General features: G+C 69.0%; 16 protein-coding genes. 6 read left to right on the plus strand and 10 right to left on the minus strand.

Translation table 11 applies throughout. The annotated features are described in order from the left end of the window. Positions 1-69: 69 nt before the first annotated feature. From cas2e to cas3, 8 genes are read right to left on the minus strand one after another with little or no spacing between them, the layout of a single operon-like run. Positions 70-417, minus strand: coding sequence for a type I-E CRISPR-associated endoribonuclease Cas2e (gene cas2e / locus V7E09_RS09120; RefSeq protein WP_324523282.1), 348 nt, complete (start codon positions 415-417; stop codon positions 70-72). Continuing rightward, positions 411-1,352: a type I-E CRISPR-associated endonuclease Cas1e gene (gene cas1e / locus V7E09_RS09125; protein WP_324512168.1), complete on the minus strand. Its 942-nt coding sequence runs from the start codon at positions 1,350-1,352 to the stop codon at positions 411-413. The genes cas2e and cas1e overlap by 7 nt, the downstream gene beginning before the upstream one ends. Further along, positions 1,349-2,008, minus strand: a complete 660-nt coding sequence (cas6e, locus tag V7E09_RS09130) for a type I-E CRISPR-associated protein Cas6/Cse3/CasE (protein ID WP_324512167.1) — start codon at positions 2,006-2,008, stop codon at positions 1,349-1,351. Before cas6e ends, cas1e begins: the two co-directional genes overlap by 4 nt. Beyond that, positions 2,008-2,739, minus strand: a complete 732-nt coding sequence (gene cas5e, locus V7E09_RS09135) for a type I-E CRISPR-associated protein Cas5/CasD (RefSeq protein WP_324512166.1) — start codon at positions 2,737-2,739, stop codon at positions 2,008-2,010. Before cas5e ends, cas6e begins: the two co-directional genes overlap by 1 nt. Next, positions 2,736-3,839 (minus strand): type I-E CRISPR-associated protein Cas7/Cse4/CasC, encoded by a 1,104-nt coding sequence (gene cas7e, locus V7E09_RS09140; RefSeq protein ID WP_324523283.1) that lies wholly within the window; start codon positions 3,837-3,839, stop codon positions 2,736-2,738. Before cas7e ends, cas5e begins: the two co-directional genes overlap by 4 nt. After that, the gene (gene casB, locus V7E09_RS09145) at positions 3,836-4,456 is read right to left on the minus strand and encodes a type I-E CRISPR-associated protein Cse2/CasB (protein WP_324523284.1); all 621 of its coding nucleotides are present in this window, start codon (positions 4,454-4,456) and stop codon (positions 3,836-3,838) included. The genes cas7e and casB overlap by 4 nt, the downstream gene beginning before the upstream one ends. Then, positions 4,453-6,057: a type I-E CRISPR-associated protein Cse1/CasA gene (casA, locus tag V7E09_RS09150; RefSeq protein ID WP_324512163.1), complete on the minus strand. Its 1,605-nt coding sequence runs from the start codon at positions 6,055-6,057 to the stop codon at positions 4,453-4,455. Before casA ends, casB begins: the two co-directional genes overlap by 4 nt. Continuing rightward, positions 6,057-8,885 carry a CRISPR-associated helicase Cas3' gene (gene cas3 / locus V7E09_RS09155; RefSeq protein WP_324523285.1) on the minus strand — a complete coding sequence of 943 codons (2,829 nt, stop codon included), beginning with the start codon at positions 8,883-8,885 and terminating at the stop codon, positions 6,057-6,059. Before cas3 ends, casA begins: the two co-directional genes overlap by 1 nt. A gap of 233 nt (positions 8,886-9,118) precedes the next feature. Between cas3 and V7E09_RS09160 the strand changes: the two genes are divergently transcribed. Together V7E09_RS09160 and V7E09_RS09165 are read left to right on the plus strand one after the other, a co-directional pair. After that, the gene (locus tag V7E09_RS09160; protein WP_324512161.1) at positions 9,119-10,546 is read left to right on the plus strand and encodes an amino acid permease; all 1,428 of its coding nucleotides are present in this window, start codon (positions 9,119-9,121) and stop codon (positions 10,544-10,546) included. A gap of 104 nt (positions 10,547-10,650) precedes the next feature. Next, entirely contained in the window at positions 10,651-11,478 is an 828-nt protein-coding gene (locus V7E09_RS09165; protein ID WP_324512160.1) for a DUF1684 domain-containing protein, read from the plus strand. 3 nt (positions 11,479-11,481) lie between these two features. Here V7E09_RS09165 and V7E09_RS09170 read toward each other — a convergent pair whose 3' ends face one another. Together V7E09_RS09170 and dnaB are read right to left on the minus strand one after the other, a co-directional pair. Then, the gene (locus V7E09_RS09170) at positions 11,482-11,700 is read right to left on the minus strand and encodes a hypothetical protein (RefSeq protein WP_324512159.1); all 219 of its coding nucleotides are present in this window, start codon (positions 11,698-11,700) and stop codon (positions 11,482-11,484) included. Between the two features lie 14 nt (positions 11,701-11,714). Then, positions 11,715-13,088 (minus strand): replicative DNA helicase, encoded by a 1,374-nt coding sequence (gene dnaB / locus V7E09_RS09175; protein ID WP_442956863.1) that lies wholly within the window; start codon positions 13,086-13,088, stop codon positions 11,715-11,717. Between the two features lie 572 nt (positions 13,089-13,660). Between dnaB and V7E09_RS09180 the strand changes: the two genes are divergently transcribed. The 4 genes from V7E09_RS09180 to V7E09_RS09195 all read left to right on the plus strand — a co-directional run. After that, entirely contained in the window at positions 13,661-14,065 is a 405-nt protein-coding gene (locus V7E09_RS09180; protein WP_324523286.1) for a metal-sensitive transcriptional regulator, read from the plus strand. A gap of 41 nt (positions 14,066-14,106) precedes the next feature. Then, on the plus strand, positions 14,107-14,424 hold the full coding sequence (locus V7E09_RS09185; RefSeq protein WP_324511272.1) for a heavy-metal-associated domain-containing protein: 318 nt from the start codon (positions 14,107-14,109) through the stop codon (positions 14,422-14,424). Positions 14,425-14,627: 203 nt separating this feature from the next. Continuing rightward, the gene (locus tag V7E09_RS09190; RefSeq protein ID WP_324511271.1) at positions 14,628-16,859 is read left to right on the plus strand and encodes a heavy metal translocating P-type ATPase; all 2,232 of its coding nucleotides are present in this window, start codon (positions 14,628-14,630) and stop codon (positions 16,857-16,859) included. A 98-nt stretch (positions 16,860-16,957) separates the two neighbouring features. Then, the coding region (locus V7E09_RS09195; RefSeq protein ID WP_324523287.1) for an alpha/beta fold hydrolase at positions 16,958-17,216 on the plus strand (259 nt) is incomplete at its 3' end.

The following is a 17,216-nucleotide window of genomic DNA, read 5'->3' on the forward strand; positions in this document are numbered from 1 at the left end:
CGGGCTCATCCCCGCGCTGGCGGGGACGACACTTACTGGCAAGGGTAAATGCCTGAGCAGGAAGCGAATCTACTTCACTTTGCGGGCGTGGCGGTACTTGCTGGCACTGCTCCAGCCTTTGCGCATGGGGCTCTGGGGTGTCGGGGAAAGGGGGCGCCGGATGAGGTGGACGCCGTCGTAGTCCACGGGTTCCCAGTCGTGCTTGCGGACGCGGAAGTCGAGGCCCTGGTCGCCTCGCTTGGAGTGGATCATGATGGCGCGGCCGTCTTTGCAGAGGTCTTGGATCTGCAGCCAGAGTTGTTCGCGTACGCGCGCGGATACCTTGCCGACGTAGACGCCAGGGCTGACTTCGAGGAGCCACCGCGTGAGGTGCCCGCGGAGCCCGGCCGGGCATGCGGTCAGGACGACGACTACCACGCTTCCTCCGCATAGTTGGTTCCCGCCGCGAGCGTGCCGCGGTAGTCCCAGAGGTGAATGACATCGACGTCGAAGTCTTCGTCGTGGTCGCCGTCCGACCCCAGCAGCGCATGGATGTCGCGGGTGCATCGTGCGAGCAGGTGGCCCTCATGGATGGCGTCCCGCATGGCGCGCCGTACTTCTGCGGGAAGGTCGTCGCCAGGGTTGGCGGCGACCCCGAAAGCGACGGGAACGGCCATTTCCATCTTGTATAGGTCAGCAACGTCGTACACGAACGACCGGTCATGCCCCGTGTGCACGAACCCCAGCCCCGGGCTGCAGCCCAGCGCGACGACGACCGCATGCACGACTCCGTACAGGCAGGAGGTTGCGGCGCTGAGGGCTTGGTTGAGGTCGTCTCCACCGGAGAAGTCGTCAGGTTGGTACTTCCGGGACGACCAGGTCACGCCGTACTCCTCCGCCGTCTCACGGTAGATGCGGCGGACGCGAGCCCCTTCGCGACCACGCAACTGCTGCATGGTCAGGCCTTCCGTGTCCTCCTCGGCGAAGCGCATCTCGTACATGCGCCGTGCGACGCGCAGCCGACTGACCCGGTTGGTGACCAGTTCAGCTTGGGCCTCCAGCAGTCGGCTGGAGCGCGCCAGCCCCCGGCCGTGGGCGTAGTAGCGGACGCCTTCCTCACCGACCCACACCGAACTGGTGCCGCTGTCGGCCAGGAGCATCATCGCCTGGTGGCTGATCGTGGTCCCCGGGCCGAGGAGGAGGCTGGCGACGGTGGCGGCAGGAATGTGGACGACTCCCCGTTCATCGCGCACCGTGATCGCATTGCTGTCGCGGTGCACGATGCCGTGTTCCACATACAGAAAGGTCACCCGGTCGGTGATCCGGGCCAGTTGGCCCACCTGTGCCGGTGGCGTCCCGGGAATGGGTTTCACGTCGGGCGGGCCAGCGTGATCAGACCGCAGCCGTAGCCTTTGGCCGGTCCGATGCCCGACACCAGCGCCTCGCGCAGGGCAGCGGGGTCCGTCACCTGCAACAAGCCCTCGAACGTCACCGTCTTGAGGGTGACAGTCCCGGTTCCGGTCCGGCGCCGAAACTGCTCCGTCCGATCCTCGCTGACACGAGCGTTCGGCCGTTCATGAGCGCCGCCGGGAACAGTGAACCCATGCGCCGAGCCTTGGCGCAGCAGCCATTCCATCCGGCGGGCCTCGCCTGCAACGGGGACGCGCTGGCCCCGATCGCGGCCCTCCGCCCGGACGCTCCGCACGGGATTGGCGCGCAGCCGGAAGACCCACCGTTGGCCCGCCTCCAGGCTGTCCAGCAGCGGCGTGTACGGCGCGCTACGCCACGTGGGCTGCGACGGCCAGCCCGCCTGGTCGGACAACCCCTCAAAGGAGGGCTCCTCGCGGCTGACCACGTACAGATCGAGACGATGCCGTTCCGGGTTGTCCAGCCGCCACAGGATCCGATCGCGGTCGGCCACATCGGGAAGGAAACCCGCCAACACCGCTGCGTGCATGCGCTGAGGCGACGCGACCAGGTCACGGGTTCCGCGCCGCGTCGGGTTGAGCGGCATGTGTGTGAAGTACATCAGTTCGACTCCTGAGCGGTCTGTTCTGCCGCCCCAAACCAGTCGGGTTGGCCCGGGGGACTGATCGGGCGGCGTCCCTCCGGATTGAGGATGCGGACGGGATCAGCCGTCGCAACCTCACGCCAGCCGTAGTCCCTGTGACGAGGGTCGAAGCTGACCGGGACGTCGCGGCGTGTCTCGCGGGGGCGGGAGTCGTCCGGCTTCGCATCGACGTGTAGGTCCAACTCCACGTCGCTGGGCTGCTTGGCCCGATACCAGGCGGCCGCCTCCCACGGGGCTTCGCGTAAGGCCTGCTCCAACGGCTCCTCGACGATTCCCAAGAAGGGGGCGTGGCCGACGGGACACGAACGGCGTCCCAAATACAGCGGAAACGCCGGCCGCTGCAGCACCGCCGCGAGCCCCTCCACCACAGGACGGGGCCCTTCGACGCCCGCGACAAACCTGGCGTCGGCGAGGTAATACCGGTAGGACAACGGCATCGACTTTCCGGTGCGCCAATCGATGGCCGTCTGGAAGTCGCGTTGCAGGCTGCCGGGCTGATCAGAGCGCACGCCGAAGCGCAGGTGCACCAGATCCTCCAGAGGGTCGGTGCGCCGCAGCCCCCGCGCCGCCGCAAGCAGCCCGAGGACACCGCTCTTGGTGGGGACCATCCGGGTGTCGCGTCGAGAGAACCGGCTGGAGTCCCCCCACGCTTGCAGCGGCCCCGCCAAGAGGAGGAGCAGAGTTGTCATGCGCTCTGCTCCAGCGCCCCTCGCACCTGGGCGGTTGCCGCCGCGACCAGTTCGTCGAAGGGGAGTTGCTCGCCCAGGGCGGCCAAAGAAGCGGTCTTTCGTCCGACGGCGGTTACCCAGGTGGCCAGCGGCGGCGTGCCATAGGCCGCCGACAATGAGACGGCGTGGTCGGCCAAGGCCTGGGCGCTCGCCTCGACGTAGCCGCCGCGTGCCACGACGGCGTCCTCGAAGGCGCCCACCAGGTTGACCGGCTGATCCTCCCGAGCCATCACCACGACCGCGTCCGGTGCGGTGCGGTTCGCGAACGTGTTCTGCTTACCGGTCGGCATCGAGGTGACGAAGGCACGCAGGAAGGCGTCCACAGCGCGCTCCGTCGCGGCGTCATCGCCGAGGTTGGCGCGCAATCCCGTCACGTTGACCGTGGCGTAGCGGTACAGGGTCGCCGAGTCGAACTCGATGGTGCCGATCATGCCGGCGCCGGTCTCATCGTCGGGTGCCTCATCATCCACCGCGGTGTAGTAGTCGTACTCCGTGGCCACCGCGTGCGTGCTCAACGCATGCGCGACCTGGCAGGCGGCGTCCACGTTCAGCTCGGCATCATCGGCGACCATCCGGCCGAACAAAGAGACGTCGATGCCCTGGTCGGCGCGCAGCGCGGCCTTGATCGCACGCGGGTCCAGGTCGGCGTCGAGGGGCAACGCCAGCTCGGCGAGGCGGTCGAGTTGGCCGTTGCTGAGGAACACCAGGTACTCCGTCTGCGGCAGGCCGCCCTTGTCGGCGTTCCGAGCAGGCTTGGCTTTGAGCCCGGCTTTGAGGAGGACCGCCTCTGCGCGGGTCGCGGCGGCATCGATCTCCACCGAAGACCGCGCCACGATGCGCGCGGACAGCAACTCCACCGCGCGCTTGGTCCGGACGCCCAGCTCCGACGCGTCGAGAAGACCCGCGAAGTCGCGTCGGGTGGCCCGCTTCCACGCCTGGCTGCTGACGCGGGCGCGCCGGACGCCGCCGAAAACGGCAGTCTTCGGGCTGCCCGTGTCGTCCCGGTTCAGGTTGCTCGGCGGAACCGTCTGAAGGACGTGGACATCGAGGTACAGGGTCATGAACGCTCCTTGGAGTCGGATTCGGGCAGGGAATGAAGGTCGCGGCCCCAACGCAGGAGGACGCTGTCGCGCTGCTGGGGATCGCCGGTGGCGAGCGCCCGAAGATCGTCGGCCAACAGGCCGTAGTCCAGGCCGATGGGTGGACGTTCCGCGCGCAGGAGCTGGATGACTCCGCGGAGGAAGTAGAGCCGTCCGGTGAAGTCGGGGGCCAGCGCGACCTGATGGAAGCGCTTGACCGTCGCATCGTCGAGGGCCTCGTCGCGTGCTCGGGCTCGGGCCAGCCGTCCCACGGCGCTCCCGAGCCTGACGCCGGCGCGGTGCACGCCGACATCACGGCTCTGCTGGTGCAAGGCGTAGAGGACGAGGGCGGCGTGGGCGGCGCGCTCTGAGGGACTGGGTGCATCGCCGCGGCCCCTCAGCTCTGCAGGCAGCCCGCCGACGGTGACGGCCCACACGGCGGGTTCAGCTCCGACGTCACCGGGTGAGCAGCGGCGCAGCCGGGCCAGCGTCGCCACCGCGCCGGACTCCTTGCGCAGGAGGCTGCTTTGAAGTGCGGCGACCCGAGGGGCGACGACTCCTCCGATTCTGCGGTAGTGCACGGACGCGTCCACGGTCATGCTGTCTCCTGATCAACGGAAGGGACGGAAGGGAACGTCTTAGCGAGGGCGAGATGGAACCAGCGCTGGGCCAGACCCGCGTCCAGGAGCACCGTGCGATTCTGCAAGGTGACGGTGCGGCCGACGAGGGCGAGCTGCCCCGCCTGGGAAACCAGGTCGTCCCCGGCCCGGCGAAGTACGGCCCGGGCGCGCGAGGACCAGTCCTCCAGGTAGTCCAGCGAGCGCTCCGGATCGTGGAGCGTGGACAGCCAGGCCCGGTACAGCCCGTCGAGGCGGTGGTAGCCGAGTTCGAAGGTGGCCTCGCGGGCGTTTCCCTCGCCGCCGGACGCCCGATCCAGGTTGCCGGCGAGGTTCGCCAGCGCCACGACGCCGCCCTTGGCGAGTTCGGCAGCTGTGAGGGCCGACTGCGCCAGGACCGGGTCGGTCAGGGCGACCACGGACGCGGCCAGGCGATCGTCGACGACGTCCGCGATGGTCGAGTTCTGTGGCCCGTATTCCGCGCCGATGATCCGCAGCGCCACCGAGTAGTCCTCCGGCAGGATCGCCGCCTCGCACAGGGTTGCCACCCACTCGAGGACGGCGGGTTGCTTCCCGTCCTTGTGATCGAGGTGCCGGTGGAGGAGGGGGCCCAGCCCTTGCCAGATGCGCCGGGACGGATCGTGCATCACCGGCATCAGGACGTGCTGGCCCTTCTTCGACTGCGCCTTGCTGTAGCGCCACGCGCACATGGGTTCGAACGGGTGAAGGTTCTGCGGGGGCAGGCGATCCCCGTTGGAGACCTGCACGTCCACGACACGGTCCCCCTCAGTGAACAGGCGGAGCCGCCGGGAGGGCCACGTGAACAGGTCGGCCGGACCCTGCGGGGCGGGATGCAGCGCGTCCGCTCCCGGGCCGTTCGGCTGGCGCTCCCAGGCAGGCAGGTCCTCGGGACCCGACATGGTCAGCGGGAGGTTGAGGAGGAGCGTTTCGAAGAGGGTGCTGCCTTGCGCGATGACCAGCCCGAGGTTCCCCGACCAGGCGGGGTAGCCGAACGGGTAACCCTTTCCACCTTTGACCCGTTCGTCGCCCACGGCCCCGGACTTGATTCCGGAGGGGTCGAACGCTTGGCAGTGGACGAGCCACCGAGCGGCCTCGGCCAACGACAAGGAATCGAGGTCGGCGCCCGCGCGCGTGGTGAAGAACTGATGACCGTCGGGAACCTCCGCGATGAGCTTGGTGAGACCCGACCGGTTACCCGACGCCGTCGTCAGCCCGGCCACCTGGAAGAACGGGGTCTGGGGGTGGAGCAGATCGAATCGGGCACGGACGGCCTCGAGATACGGCGCGACGAGGGCGGAATCGAAGCGGCCTCGCGACCACAGCGCATTCCAGGTGTCGAGCGCCTCGTCTTCGGTGCGTTCTTCTGTACGTAGCGCGCCCAGCAGAACCGCCTCCAGCAGGCGGAGGATGGCGGCGTCCTGGGTGGGGATTTCCCCGGCAAGGTCACGGAGCGTGTGTGCCTCCGCCACAACGGCCGATAGGGATAGTTCTGCGAGGTCACCGTCGCGGGTGCGGACGCGGATCCACGGTTCGTCCAGCAGATTGAAGCTCGTGCTCTCCATCAATGGTCCCTGGCCTTCTCAGCGGTGAGTCCGCGTACAGAGTCATAGTGCAGAAGATAAGAATCAGTATGCCCATTTCCGCCACGCGGCAGGCTGATTGCCACATTTCCGTGCTCATCGAACGGAAGTACCAACTGGCCGCGCAGCCAGGGCGACTGCTGCCACCCCGACGCGTCCACCATGCCCTCCAGGGCGTCGATCAGCGGGCCGATGGTTCCCTCGTGACACAGGGCCTGCGGCAGCCGTAGGGTGCACGCCGCCAGCGCGCGGGCGTAGGGGGCGTCGGGTCCGGTTCCCCACATCTGACCGTGTGGAATCACCATGCCGGGGAATGCTGAGGCCGCGGGCATGCGGAGTTCGTCGCCGACACGATCGACGACGATCACCTCCAGGGAATCCTCGGAGTCACGCACTTGAGCGTGTCCCTCGCGTTCGGCCCGCTCCGGGTCGCCGCTGTCCACGTCGATCCAGCCATCCAGCGACGACATCGCCGATGGGGCGGGGAGCAGGTAGGACTGGGCGCGCTGACGCTTCGCCGCCAACGTCTGTGCTGCCGCCTGCTCTGCCTCGCTCCAGAGGGTTTCCCAGCCCGGGGGTGGTGGCAACGCCGGGTCGTAGCCGCGACGGACCAGCGGGGCGATGTCGTCGGGCAGCGTCACCGACGACCGCTCACCCAGCAGCGCGGCGGCGCGGAGGATCGGGGCGGCGCCATAGATCGCGGTGGTGCTGCGTGCCAGGGAAGGTGGGGTCGACTCCCAATCGGTGACGCCCCGCACCAGGAGAACCGGCTCGTCGACCGGGCGGGGCCGCGTCGACCGCTGATGCCGGTGGAGTCGCCCGACGCGCTGGAGCAGGAGATCAATGGGTGCCACATCGCTGATCAGGACGTCGAAGTCGATGTCGAGTGACTGCTCCAGGACCTGCGTGCCCACCACGATCAGGCGCCGCGGCCGGTGGGCGTCCGGAGCGTTGCCGAGTTTGCTGACGAGATCAGCTTCGCGGGCCAACCGCTCGGGCGCCAGGAAGCGACTGTGGATCAGGATCAGTTCCTCGTCGGGGACGCTGCCACGGAGGGCGTCGAACACTTCCTGGGCTCGGCCCACCGTGTTGCACACCACGCCCGCACACCCGCCCTCGACCAGAAGCGCGGACAGCCGGTCGGCGACGAGGCCGGGATCATCGCCGATGCGTTCCAAGGCCACCTGCGTGGAGCGGGTGTCGGGCGCCACGCTGAGGTCATGCGTGCTGCCGTCATAGAGCGTGATCCGAGGGTAGGCGTCACCGGGGTCGGGCGGCGTGGGGTGAGGGTCGCCTGCCCCGCGCGCGTAGGCCGCGACGAAGCCCTCCCGCTGAGCCGGGGGGAGGGTCGCCGACATCACGATGACCGGGACCCGCCAGGCGGCCAGCCAGGCGAGGAGGCGATGGAGATACTCGCGCATATAGGCGTCTGCCGAGTGGACCTCGTCGATGATCACCACTTTTCCGGCCAGTCCGAGGTGCCGCAGCGCCACATGCTTGGCCTTCAGCGCGGCGAACAGCGCTTGGTCCACGGTGCCGATGACGAAGCTGGACAGCCCGGCACGCTTGGCTCCGCGTAGCCATTGGTTCACGACGGCGCGGGACTCGTCTGCGTCGTCGCCGTCATGGATGTCGCCGTGCCAGGAGGCGCGCAGCAGGGAGGCGTACTCGTCATTGAGCCCTGCCTTGCCGTGCGTCAGCGCCACGCTGGCGTCCTCCCCGAGCGCGTGGTCGAGCCAGCGCATCGTCCGGGTGAACATCGGGTTGGCGGTGGCCATCGTCGGAAGGCCGAGGAAGACCCCTCCCTGCCCGAAGCGTGAGGCCAGAACCTCGGACGCCAGCAGCGCACCCTCGGTCTTGCCCACGCCCATGGGCGCCTCCACGATGAGGAGCGGGGCGGAGCGGGCTGCCTGTGAGGCCTCGACGAGGGCCCGCTGGATGCCTCGGGCGGGCCACTGCGCGAGCTGGGGGAAACGTTGGTGCAGCAGGGTGGTCGCATCCGTCGTCCCGGGCCCGGACGCCCAGGGACGGGGGAGGGCGAGCAAGTCGGTGGCCTGTTCCAGTCGGGTGGCCGTGTCGAGGGCGCCGTCGTAAGGGAAGTAGTCGGTGTTCGACGCCATCCAGTCGGCCATGATCACCAAGCCGATGAGGACGCTCTGGGCGGCAGGTGGTAGCCGTCGTGCCGCGAGAGTGGGCCAGATCGCGCCGATCCCCGTACGCGCGCCGATGCCCAGGAGAACCTCCCGCCGGACATCGGCCCACGCACCACTCCCGAGCGCCCCTGCGCTGTTGCGCGCCTGGGCGACGCTGCCCTTGGAAGGATTGCGGCCATGGTGGCCGCCCACGATGCAGGCGTACGTGGCCGCCGTGCGGGGGTCGGCCCCGTACTCGGAGCGCAACCAGTCCTGCACGATGACCTGGCTGAGCGTCGCGTGGGGGATCCTGTCCGGGTAGGGCCGGCTCGCATCCAGGCCGTGCCGCCGCATGCCGGCGAGCACGGTGGGGAAGGTATGGGAGACCTGCGACGCGAACTGTGGGGTGATCTTGCCGATGTCGTGCACTCCCGCCAGGAAGGACGCGAGCGCCCTGGCCTCCGCGATCGAGACCCCGGCGAGATCGGCCAGCATCGTCTGCGTCGCGGCGGGCAGGTAGTGGTCGAACAGATCCCCGGCCATGGCGGCAGAGTCCGTGAGGTGATGGACGACCGGGAACCACTGACCGCTCGCCGGATCCGTCTTGCCCCACGCGGAGAGGGCCGCGTCTGACCAAGGGCTGCCCGGCCCGGTGCGAGGCGCAGATGAAGCGTCCATGAGGCCCTCCGTGGAGATGGCGGGCGGCGTCCGTGCTCGCCCGATAGTGCCAACCTAGGGCTCCGCTCCGACAGTCCGGCTGGGAATGTCGATCCGATACGGCAACGCCCGCCAACACATGCGACCCCGCGGGCGGGGGAGTGTCCACGTCGCGGTTGATCCGCGCTCATGCTGGACCGTGGCGGATTTCATCACTTAAGTTGCCACCTATTCGTAGGCACCAGGAGATCAGCATGACGCCAAACCCCCACTCGATCATGCGACGCAAGCCGCTGGCCGATATCGAAGACGACATTGAGAAGACAGGTCTGTTCAAGAGCCTCGGGCTGTGGCAGCTCACCGCCATCGGCGTGGGCGGCATCGTCGGGATCGGGGTGTTCAGCCTGGCCGGGCTGGTCGCCAGCGGCCAGCCGGGAGGCGGCGGCGCGGGCCCGGCCGTCATCATCTCGTTCCTCATCGCCGGGCTGGCCAGCGCGGCTGCGGCCCTGTCCTATGCGGAGTTCGCGGGGATGATCCCCCGGGCGGGTTCCGCCTATACCTACGGTTATGTGGCGCTGGGGGAGATTGTCGGCTGGTTCATCGGCTGGGATCTGCTGCTGGAGTACATCGCCATCGTCGGTGTGGTCGCGATCGGCATCGCCAGTTACCTGACGCAATTCCTCGGGGGGATCGGCATTCACCTGCCCGCCTGGATGCTCGGAACCGCCGACCAGGGCGGCGTCATCAATCTGCCCGCGATCCTCATCTGTCTGCTGGTGACGTTCATCCTGAGCCGCGGCACCAAGACCCTGGGACGCTTCGAGATCGTCGCCGTCGGGCTCAAGATCCTGCTGATCTTGTTCATCGTCGGACTGGGGGTCTTCTACGTGAACCCGCAGAACTACACCCCCTTCATGCCGAACGGTTTCGGTTCGGTGTTCGCCGGTGCGGCCACCGTGTTCTTCGCGGTATTCGGCTACGACGCCATGAGCACCGCCGCCGAGGAGTCCACCGACGGCAAGAAGCACATGCCGAAGGCGATCATCTTGTCGCTGATCATTGCGATGGCCCTCTACTTCGCCGCCACGCTGGTGCTGACCGGCATGCAGAACTGGACGCAGATCGACACCGAGGCCGGCTTCGCCGTCGCGTTCACGTCGGTGGGGCTGCCCATCATCGCGACGGTCATCTCCGCATTCGCCGTCATCTCGATCATGACCGTCATGCTGACGTTCCTGCTGGGCGTCACCCGCGTCTGGTTCACGATGAGCCGCGACGGCCTGCTGCCGCGCTGGTTCGCCGCCACCGACCACCGCGGGACGCCGCAACGCGTCACCTGGATCGCGGGCGTCGCCGCCGCCGTGCTGGCAGGGGTCTTCCCGATCCGCCTGGTCGCCGACCTGACCAACATCGGGATCCTGTCGGCCTTCGTGGTGGTCTGCATCGCCGTGATCGCCCTGCGCTACACCAAGCCCGACATCCCCCGGACGTTCAAGCTGCCCGGCATGCCGTTCATCCCCGCGTTCGGGGTGCTGGCGTCCGCGTTCCTGATCACGCAGTTGCACTACGAGACCTGGATCCGGTTCGGGGTGTGGCTCATCATCGGGTTGGCCGTCTACTTCGGCTACAGCCGACACCACTCGGTGTTGAATCCCGACCGCAAGGTCGTCGAGGAAGGCTGAGGCCAGGCCAGGCGTCGTCCCGCGCGGCCAGCGAGCGGGACGACGCTGGCGTATCCACGATCTCGTGGCAGACTCGCGGACACCGCGCAGCAAGGAGCACCAAGATGTCGAGCCACGTCGTCCCCGGTGGGGCGGTCGCCCCCGAGATCCACCGACGCTGGGAGCGCTGGCGCGAACGCCGCGATGCCGAGTTCGCCAAGCCGCACGGCTGGCTGAGCCTGACCGCCCTGCACTGGCTCGACGAGGATCCCACCGCCTACGACGGGCTCCCCGGGCTGTGGTGGGCCGACGAGGCGGGCATCCACCACGACCCGACGCCTGACACCGCCACAGACCGTCGCCCCGACGCCGTCCTCATCGACGGAGAGCCCGTCACGAACGCGGGCCTGGTGTGGGATCGCACCACCGACGCACCGGCCGTCACCCTCGGCGAGCAGCACCTCGAACTCATGGAACGCGGAGGGTTCCTCGCCATCCGCGTCCGCGACCCGCACGCCCCTGCGCTGGCGGCCTACACCGGCGTCCCGTTCTTCGACTACGACCCCGAGTGGCGGATCATCGGCCGCTACCGCGCCTACCCGCAGGCCGAGGAACAGGTCATCGGTTCGGCGGCCGCCCGCGTGGAGACGTCGACCCGCGTCGTCGGCGAGGTGGACCTCGACATCGACGGCACCACTCAGACGCTCAAGATCACCGGCGGCGACGGCACCTGGCTGGTGTCCTTCCGCGACGCCACCAGCGGCAACGAGTCCGCCGGAGCCTGCCGTTGGGTCTGGCTGTCCACCGAGCCCACCGATGAGCTCGTGGTCGACTTCAACTTCGCCGCGAACCCGCCCTGTGCCTTCTCCGACTACGGCACCTGCCCGCTGCCGCCCGCGGGCAACACGCTGACCGCCGCGGTCCGTGCGGGCGAGCGAAACCCGCGGGGATGACGCTCAGTCGGATCCGGTGACGTCGGACGCGAACGTGTCGTAGGTGCCCGTGGGGAAAGGCACCTCGACGTAGGTCGTGACGCGGCGGCGTTCCAGGAGGGCTGGGAGCTGAGGGCCGTGCAGGTCGAGATGCGCGGCGTGCCAGTGCGGACGTTCTCCACGATTGCGAGATGAAACCGGTCCGGCTCCCGAAGCATTCGACATGGTCGGCACGGGTGCCACGGGAGGCACCTCTCTTAGTGCTGCATGTCGACAAAGCGGCTGAGGGCTCCCTGGAAGGCGACGGGGAGGATGTCGGTGGCGCCGTTGCGGTGCTTGGCGACGATGAAGTCGGCCTCGCCTGCGCGGGGGGACTGCTTGTCGTAGGCGTCCTCGCGGTGCAGCAGGATGACGACGTCGGCGTCCTGCTCCAGGGAGCCGGACTCACGCAGGTCGGACAGCATCGGCTTCTTGTCGGTGCGGGACTCGGGGCCACGGTTGAGCTGGGAGAGCGCCACGACGGGCAGCTCGAGTTCCTTGGCGAGCAGCTTGATCTGTCGGGAGAACTCCGAGACCTCCAACTGGCGTGATTCGACCTTCTTGCCCGAGGTCATCAACTGCATGTAGTCGATCACGATGAGCTTGAGATCCATGCGCTGCTTGAGGCGCCGCGCCTTGGAGCGGATCTCCATCATCGTCAGGTTGGGCGAATCGTCGATGTAGAGCGGCGCCCGGCTCACCTGGGCGGTCTTCGACGAGATCCGCGACCAGTACTCCTCGTTCATCTCGCCCTTGCGGATCGCACTCATCGGGACGCCCGACTCGGCAGCCAGCAGACGCATCACGATCTCGGACTTGGTCATCTCCAGGCTGAAGAACACGCTGCACAGGCCGTGCTTGATGGACGCCGCCCGCGCGAAGTCCAGACCGAGGGTCGACTTACCCATGCCGGGACGCGCGGCGATGATGATCATCTGGCCAGGGTGGAGGCCGTTGGTGAGGTGATCCAGGTCGATGAACCCCGTCGGGACGCCCGACATCTGACCGTGCTGGTCGAGCGCCTCGATCTCATCGAGGGTGACCTCCACCAGTTCTGACAGCGGCTGGTAATCCTCCGAGGCGCGGTTCTCGGCGACCTCGAAGATCGCCTGCTGGGCGGCGTCGACGATGTTCACCACATCGCCCTCGGCCTGGTAGCCCATCTGGGAGATCTTCATCGACGCGTCGACGAGGCGGCGCAGGATCGCCTTGTCGCGGACGATCTCCGCGTAATACGTCGCGTTCGCGGTGACGGAGACCGCGGAGACCAGTTCGTGCAGGTAGATGTGCCCGCCGATCTGGTTGATCTGCCCCTTCTTGCTCAGGTTGTCGGCGATCGTGATGGCGTCCACGGGCTCGCCGCGGCCGTACTGATCCATGATCGCGTCGTAGATGTACTCGTGGGCAGGGCGGTAGAAGTCGCGGCCCTTGAGGACCTCGGTGACCTCGCCGATGGCGTCCTTGCTCAGCAGCATCGCGCCCAGGACGCTCTGTTCGGCGGGCATGTCCTGGGGAGGCGTGCGATCGGAGCCACCCCCGCCGGACCGCTCGAACGGAACCACGTTGTCGGACCAAGATCCCTGCTGGTCCATCGACATCGGTCGCGTCCTCTCCCTGGATGAGTCCTCGGAAGCGACGATAGGTCGCCCTCCCGACAATCCCCGGCGCCGGTCGCGCGGCGGGGCGTTCACGGTGACGGGAAGTACCCGAAGGTAGCCCCCCGGCGGGGCATCGCCAAACTGGCGAGCGCCCGCGAGACGGCTCCGGCAACCCACCCCTGTGGACGACGTGTGGATAGTTGTGGACCCACGCCGCAGGGCCTGTGCACGACACGCCGAGAGGGTGGGACTAACCGGAAGGGCGACGTCGAGAAACCCATATTTACTAGGGGTGATGAAGGAGATTCGGCAACCTGGGGGAGAGTGGATGCAGTGGTTGCAGCGTGTCACCCGCAGGTTGACTTGTTGTGCCCCAGGGGAGTATTCGCGCGAGTTGTCCACAGCTTGAGGTCGCCCCTGTGGGTGACTGTTCGCCCTCACAGGAAGCGCGGCGGGGGCAAGTTTGGAGCGACGTGGCGCAGGGGAGAAGATGGAGGGCGCGGCCTGGGAAGCGCCGCCGGAATAAACCCCCGAGGGGTATAGTTGCGTCGAGCAGGAGGCACGACATGAACGAGAACATCGACGTCCCGGTGGTACCCGACGACGCCAGCACGCTCGCCGACCCCGCCGACGCCGCGGCACCCGCGGGCGGCGACTGCTGTCATCCCGACGACCCCGACAGCAGCCACCAGCACGGCTACATCACCGCCAAGGACAACTACATGCGGCGGCTGCGCCGCATCGAGGGTCAGGCGCGCGGCCTGCAGCGCATGGTCGAAGAAGAGAAGTACTGCATCGACATCCTCACCCAGGTGTCGGCGATGACCAAGGCGCTGCAGTCGGTCGCCCTCGAACTGCTCGAGGACCACATGGCCCACTGCGTCGTCGCCGCCGCCCGCGAAGGCGGCCAGGCCGCCGAAGACAAGATCCAAGAGGCCTCCGAGGCCATCGCACGCCTGGTCCGCAGCTGACCAGCGGGCACCGCACCACCACATCACGACAAGGAGTAACGATGGTTGATCTCAGCATCAAGGACGCCAACGCCACCGGCGGCGCCTGCAACTGCGGCTGCGGCGGGCACGGCGCCAAGGCCGAACAGGCCGCCCCCGCCACAGGGCTGGGCGCGGTCGTCGCCGACTACACCGTCAGCGGCATGACGTGTGGCCACTGCGTCTCCGCCGTCACCGAAGAGGTCTCCGCGATCCCCGGCGTCACCGACGTGACCGTCGACCTGGACTCCGGCTCGCTGAAGGTCGTCTCCGAGGCGGCCGTCGACTTCGACCGCATCGTCGAGGCCGTCGCCGAGGCCGGGGACTACACCGTCGCCTGACCCGCACCTCCGGACGCCGCCGCGTCAGCCTCGCCGCGTGCGGGGCGCCGCCCCGGCGTCCGGACGGCGCCCCACCGCGCCACCGCCTCCGAGGCGGCTCGCGCATCGAGGTGTCACCCATCCCACCGCCAGGACCGGTCCGTCCCCGCCCACGCTCGCGTGGGCGACCACACGCCGGTCCTCCGCACGAAGGAGAACCCACCATGGCCCCCCAGGCCACCCCACCCGCGACCGCCCCGGCTGAGCCCGAACGGCGCGCTTCGCTCGAACTCGACATCAGCGGCATGACGTGCGCCTCCTGCGCCGCCCGCGTCGAGAAGAAACTCAACAAGGTCGACGGCGTCACCGCCTCGGTCAACTACGCGACCGAGAAGGCCACAATCCTCGCGCCGACCGGGCTCAGCATCGACGACCTCATCGGCGTCGTCGAGAAGACCGGCTACGGCGCCAAGCGTCCCGACCCGGCCGCCCCCGAGCCCGACCGGGTCGCCCCGCTGCGCCGCGACCTGACGCTGTCCGCCACGCTCGCGGTGCCCGTCATCGCGCTCGCGATGATCCCCGCGCTGCAGTTCCCCGGCTGGACGTGGGCCTCCCTCGCCCTGGCCACCCCGGTCTACTTCTGGGCCGCCCGCCGGTTCCACCGTTCCGCCTGGGTGAACCTGCGCCACGGCGCCACCACCATGGACACCCTCATCTCGCTGGGCACCTCGGCCGCCTACTGGTACTCGGTGTGGGCGCTGCTGTTCACCCACGCGGGCGAATTGCACTACACGCACCCCTTCGAGTTCACGATCGGCCGCGCGGACGGCGCCTCGATCTACTTCGAGGCTGTCGTCGCCATCATCACCTTCCTGCTCGCCGGACGCTGGTTCGAGGCCCGCGCCCGCACCCAGAGCTCCGCCGCGCTGCGCGCCCTGCTCACGCTGGGGGCCTCCGAGGCGACGATCCTGCGCGGCGGCGTCGAGGAACGCGTCCCGATCGACTTCCTCAAGCTCGGGGATGAGTTCGTGGTCCGACCCGGGGAGAAGATCGCCACCGACGGCGTCGTCGTCTCCGGCGGCTCCGCGGTCGACGAGTCGATGGTCACCGGCGAATCGCTACCCGTCGACAAGCTGCCCGGCGACCCCGTGATCGGCGCCACCCTGAACGCCAACGGACGCCTCGTCGTCCGCGCCACCGCGCTCGGCGAGGACACCGAACTGTCCCGCATGGCGCGCATGGTCGAGGAGGCCCAGACCCGCAAGGCTCCCGTGCAGGCGCTCGCCGACACGATTTCAGGCGTGTTCGTCCCGATCGTGCTCATCATCGCCTTGATCACGTTCGCGGGCTGGCAGCTCGCCGGCGAACCCCTGCTGTTCGCAGCGACCGCCGCCGTGGCCGTCCTCATCATCGCCTGCCCCTGCGCGCTCGGCCTGGCCACCCCCACCGCACTGCTCGTGGGCACCGGACGCGGCGCCACGCTCGGCGTCATCATTGCCGGTCCCGACGTGCTGGAGCGCGCCAAGTCCGTCGGCGTCATCGCCGTGGACAAGACCGGCACCGTCACCACCGGCGCCCTCGACGTCGTCGGCGTCACCCCCGGGGCCGGCGTGACCGACGCCGAGGTGCTCGGCTGGGCGGCCGCCGCCGAATCCGGTTCGGAGCACCCGCTCGCCGCCGCGATCGTCGCCGCCCATCCCGAGGCGCCGCGTCCCCTCGACTCCTTCGAGAACGTGCCCGGCGAAGGCGTGCGGGCCGTCATCGGCGGGGTCGCCGTCCGCGTCAGCCGTCCCGACGCCGTCACCGGGCTCCCCGCCGACCTGGCGGCCGCCGTGGACGCCGCCCAAGGGCGCGGCGAGACCGCCGTCGTCGTGACCCGTGCCGAGACCCCCGTCGGCGTCGTCGCGCTCGCCGACACCGTGAAGCCCACCTCGAAGGAGGCCATCGCGCGGTTCGTGGCGCTGGGTCTCACACCCGTCCTGCTCACCGGCGACAACGAGCGCGCCGCCCGCGCCGTGGCCGCCGAGGTAGGCATCGAGCAGGTCATGGCCGAGGTCCGCCCGGACGGCAAGGTGGCCGCCATCCGCGCCCTGCAGGAGGCGCATGGGCGGGTCGCCATGGTGGGGGATGGCGTCAACGATGCGGCCGCGCTCGCTGCGTCCGACCTCGGCATCGCCATGGGGTCGGGGACCGATGCCGCCAAGGAGGCCGCCGGGATCGTCGTCATGCGTCCCGACCTGATGCTGGTGGTGGATGCCCTGCGGCTATCCCGCTCCACGTTGGCGACCATCCGGGTCAACCTGTTCTGGGCGTTCGCCTACAACGTGGCCGCGATCCCGCTGGCCGCGCTCGGCATGCTCACCCCGATGATCGCCGGTGCGGCGATGGCGTTCAGCTCCGTGTTCGTCGTCTCCAACTCGCTGCTGCTGCGCCGCTTCCGTCCGCTCACCGTCTAGGGACGCCGCCCGCGCGGCACCTCGCCCCGCGGGTGCGTCGCGCCAGACACGCAACATGAGTTATACCAGTACTACTGGTACAACTTCGAGGAGGATTCATGGCGACTGCCACCACCGTGGCGTGGACGCTTGGGGGCGCCGTCGCGGGCCTGGCCGGCTGGGCGACCTGGGGGGTGTGGAACAACCTGACGGCTTTCCCGCGGGGCCGGGCGTCCGTCCGCCGGGCGGGCTTCGCCGCACGCCAGGTCGACCTCGACGGGGTCCGCGTCGCCTACGGCGAAGGCCCCGACAACGGACCCGCGCTGCTGCTCATCCACGGCCAGTCCACGGACTGGCTCAGCTATGCGCCCGTCCTGC

Source organism: Propioniciclava sp. (genome assembly GCF_036744435.1).
Classification (GTDB): Bacteria; Actinomycetota; Actinomycetes; order Propionibacteriales; family Propionibacteriaceae; genus Propioniciclava.

Coding starts and splice junctions, on each gene's coding strand:
- casB (WP_324523284.1), bottom strand. CDS start 4,456: ATGACCGTGGACGCGTCCGTGCACTACCGCAGAATCGGAGGAGTCGTC.
- V7E09_RS09165 (WP_324512160.1), top strand. CDS start 10,651: ATGTCGAGCCACGTCGTCCCCGGTGGGGCGGTCGCCCCCGAGATCCAC.
- V7E09_RS09185 (WP_324511272.1), top strand. CDS start 14,107: ATGGTTGATCTCAGCATCAAGGACGCCAACGCCACCGGCGGCGCCTGC.
- cas6e (WP_324512167.1), bottom strand. CDS start 2,008: ATGTACTTCACACACATGCCGCTCAACCCGACGCGGCGCGGAACCCGT.
- cas3 (WP_324523285.1), bottom strand. CDS start 8,885: ATGGACGCTTCATCTGCGCCTCGCACCGGGCCGGGCAGCCCTTGGTCA.
- V7E09_RS09160 (WP_324512161.1), top strand. CDS start 9,119: ATGACGCCAAACCCCCACTCGATCATGCGACGCAAGCCGCTGGCCGAT.
- casA (WP_324512163.1), bottom strand. CDS start 6,057: ATGGAGAGCACGAGCTTCAATCTGCTGGACGAACCGTGGATCCGCGTC.
- dnaB (WP_442956863.1), bottom strand. CDS start 13,088: ATGGACCAGCAGGGATCTTGGTCCGACAACGTGGTTCCGTTCGAGCGG.
- V7E09_RS09180 (WP_324523286.1), top strand. CDS start 13,661: ATGAACGAGAACATCGACGTCCCGGTGGTACCCGACGACGCCAGCACG.
- cas7e (WP_324523283.1), bottom strand. CDS start 3,839: ATGACCCTGTACCTCGATGTCCACGTCCTTCAGACGGTTCCGCCGAGC.
- V7E09_RS09190 (WP_324511271.1), top strand. CDS start 14,628: ATGGCCCCCCAGGCCACCCCACCCGCGACCGCCCCGGCTGAGCCCGAA.
- cas5e (WP_324512166.1), bottom strand. CDS start 2,739: ATGACAACTCTGCTCCTCCTCTTGGCGGGGCCGCTGCAAGCGTGGGGG.